The organism is Paracerasibacillus soli (assembly GCF_042432965.1).
GTDB classification, from domain to species: Bacteria; Bacillota; Bacilli; order Bacillales; family Amphibacillaceae; genus Paracerasibacillus; species Paracerasibacillus soli.
This window is the reverse complement of the sequence record NZ_JBHLWL010000011.1, coordinates 1-3,392: the sequence shown is the minus strand read 5'-3', so window position 1 is coordinate 3,392 and position 3,392 is coordinate 1. Positions and strand designations below refer to the sequence as shown.

Genomic DNA, 3,392 nt, shown 5'->3' with positions numbered 1-3,392 from the left:
CATATGTAAATCGCTCCTTTTTAGGTGGCACAAATGTGAGGCATTTTCGCTCTTTCCGGCAACCACTTCCAAGTAAAGTATAACACACTATACTTTATATTCATAAAGTGTGTGCTCTGCGAGGCTGTCGGCAGTGCCGACCAAAACCATAAAACCTTTAAGACCTTTCTTTTTTTTACGAGAAAAAAGAAACAAAAAAACCTGCCCTCTGCCACCTCAGCAAAGGGGGGTTTTGCTCTCGTGCTCGTTTAAAAATCAGCAAGGGACAGGTAGTATTTTTTGAGAAGATCACTCAAAAAATCTCCACCTTTAAACCCTTGCCAATTTTTATTTTGTCCGTTTTGTCTAGCTTACCGAAAGCCAGACTCAGCAAGAATAAAATTTTTATTGTCTTTCGGTTTTCTAGTGTAACGGACAAAACCACTCAAAATAAAAAAGATACAAGAGAGGTCTCTCGTATCTTTTATTCAGCAATCGCGCCCTTTAATGGAACAAAAAGATTTGAATTCCTGTTATAAAAAAAGGATCAATTTTGAACTCTCTCCCAAAGTTGATCCCTTAACGATTTAGAAATCCCTTTGAGAATGTTTATATACATTCAAGGTAACCAGCCAACTAATGACAATGATTCCTGAAAAAAGTAATAACAAATTACTATACAGATAAGTTGACTGATCAACTTCCATAGGTAACAACCTTTGATCAAGTAAGGGTATGGATAATAAACCACCTACAATTGCAATACCTGTTCCCTCTGATAAAAAGCTGGTAAAGTTAAGCAAACTCATTCCAGCACCAGCTTCCTGCTGTTTCAAGCTACTTGAAACAATTGTTGATATAACTGTTTTGGTGAACGAAAGCCCACCTAAAACAAATACGATTATAATTGTCATGAACCATGATGTTGTTTCTAAAAGAAAGGAAGCAGTTAAAAAGCTAACAGAAAGAAATGTAACTCCGATGTTTAACACGTATAAAGGACCTCTTCTATCAACAAGTATCCCACCAATGTAGCCGAAAATAATGACACTCATTGTTCCAGGGAAAATAATTACACTTCCGATTTCGGCAGTACTTAGCTGGTGAACATCTTTCATCATATAAGGAACCATAGAGACAAACCCTGCTACTGTTCCAAATATAATTCCCCCACAAAGAACTCCAATCATAAAAGGTATATTTTTCCCTAATCCGGGATCAACAAAAGGATCTGTTACTTTCCTGATATGTTTTACAAATATCAGGAATGACAGCACGCTAACGATAAGAAAAGAAATGCTATATGATGTTGTAAACAACATAAAAAATACAATGCCTACAGACATTAGTATAATTCCTTTGATATCAAAATGACCTTTTATCCTTACTTCTTTCTTTAATAATTTCATAAGAAACGGAACAGTGATAATTGTTATCATAGGAATGAGTAGAAGATAGGACCAATGAATATAATGGGCTATCATTCCACCAATCGCTGGACCGACTCCTTCTCCCATGGCTACTATCGATCCAATAAGACCAAATGCTTTACCCCTATTTTCCTTTGGAATATAGCGCGCAACTACAACCATTACGAGTGCTGGAAATGCAGCTGCACCAGCCCCTTGAATAAAACGAGCCATAATAAGTAAGGAAAAGAAAGAATGGCCAACAAACCCAATTACCGACCCGAAACAATTTATTATAATTCCAAATAGGAGTAACCTTTTGATGCCTAATTGATCAGATAGCTTTCCATATACAGCTGTTCCAATGGAAAAGGTTAACATAAAGGCTGTGTTCACCCAGTTTGTACTCGCAGGTGGTTTATTAAAATCATTTGCAATATCAGGTAATGAGACGTTCAAAACCATTTCATTTAATACGCTAAAAAAAGATAAAATGCAAAGCCAAATTAAAATTTGGTTGTGTCGTAAATTCGATTGTGAATAGGATGTATTCACATTTCACCCTCCAATAATGAGGGCAGACGTAGTTTATAGGGTTAATGATACGCTTCCCTCTTTTAATTGAACCCTGTTACATTCATTACACTTCATAATTAATTCCTCCTAAACTTGATTAAAACATTTTACCACATATAAACTAAGTTTTAAATTCAGTATTTCATCACTTATACAACAATATGGCCCGTTTGTTGAACTACTCTTTAATAAAATAATTTTTCCGTTCCCAATTCCACATTGCAATAATAGAAAATCCATCTTCATCGGCTTTTTCGTCATCATCTGTATGAATCAAATCGCCTTCTTCTGTGTCATCAAGGTTTAATTTTTTATGTATTTCTTTTAACAAACCACCATAGGAGATTAACCTTTTACGGTGTAAACCTTCCTCCAAATCAGACAAACGTTTCAAATTCTTTTCTTCATCATCGGTCATAAAATCCGTATCCTTTACAGGATATTTTGCAGTTTCGTCAATTGCCGATTGTATATCCGATTTATATTTATTTTTCGGTCGAATCATTTGAACTTTTACATTTGGATCATAGTCTAATTTCATTGCCTTTTTCCAAAATTGAATCCATTGTTTTTGATTCACGTAGTTTTCTGTATTCTTAAAATAAGTTGGTTCCACACATACCAATACATGCATGTGCTGATTATAAGAATTATCTTTATTATTTATTGTCACTTCCGTTGCACGCATAAAACCAACAAGATTTTTATTAATTTTTTTATATTGCATCATTCGGCGAAATCCTTGAGCCATATCTGACAAACTCTTATTTAATTCTTCGCCATCATAAACATTTTTAACTGTTAATGTGAGAAACAACCAACGAACTGTTGGCTTTTGTTTAATAACTTCAGCAACAACCTTTTGTGACTGAATGCCATGTTTCATTGCTCTCCTCCAGTTGCACATTGGACAAAGCCTGGATTTACAAAACCACACTCGATACAACTTTCTTTCGCCTGTTTCACGATTTTGTTTATACTCTAATATTTCAGCACAATCTTTTACTCTTTCAGCCTTTTTAAATTCAAGAATATGCAGAAGTTCAAAGTAATCAACATTAGCGATTTTCTTTTCTCTCCATGGTCTCACTTTTCCACTTTTTGTCTTGTCCACTAAAACCCTTGATTTTTCATCTGAATAAATGCTACTATTAGGACACATAATATTAAAAGAAACCCCCATCTATTTAGTTATTTGTTTGGTCACTTATAACTTTAACAGATGGGGTTTTTCTGTGCAACCAATTTTAAGGGTTTTCAATACTTTAAAACACATACATACCAACACTTCAACGCACCTTTCAGCAACTAAAATAAAAATGACGTTATTTCTATATGTATCAAGATAAGAAAGAACAAGTTCAAAACCATCAAAAAAAGACACCTTTTCAGGTGCTTTTTTTATTTTATAAACTCATTCCCTGATCT

3 protein-coding genes are annotated in these 3,392 nt (G+C 34.3%); all 3 read right to left on the bottom strand.

Going from position 1 to position 3,392, the window contains the following annotated elements:
• Positions 1-566 precede the first annotated feature (566 nt).
• A complete protein-coding gene (gene tet(L), locus ACFFIS_RS03530; RefSeq protein ID WP_001574277.1) occupies positions 567-1,943 on the bottom strand; it encodes a tetracycline efflux MFS transporter Tet(L) in 1,377 nt (458 codons plus the stop codon).
• Between the two features lie 33 nt (positions 1,944-1,976).
• Entirely contained in the window at positions 1,977-2,039 is a 63-nt protein-coding gene (locus tag ACFFIS_RS03525) for a tetracycline resistance efflux system leader peptide (RefSeq protein WP_012779615.1), read from the bottom strand.
• A 103-nt stretch (positions 2,040-2,142) separates the two neighbouring features.
• Positions 2,143-3,126, bottom strand: coding sequence for a protein rep (locus tag ACFFIS_RS03520; protein ID WP_000336291.1), 984 nt, complete (start codon positions 3,124-3,126; stop codon positions 2,143-2,145).
• Positions 3,127-3,392 lie beyond the last annotated feature (266 nt).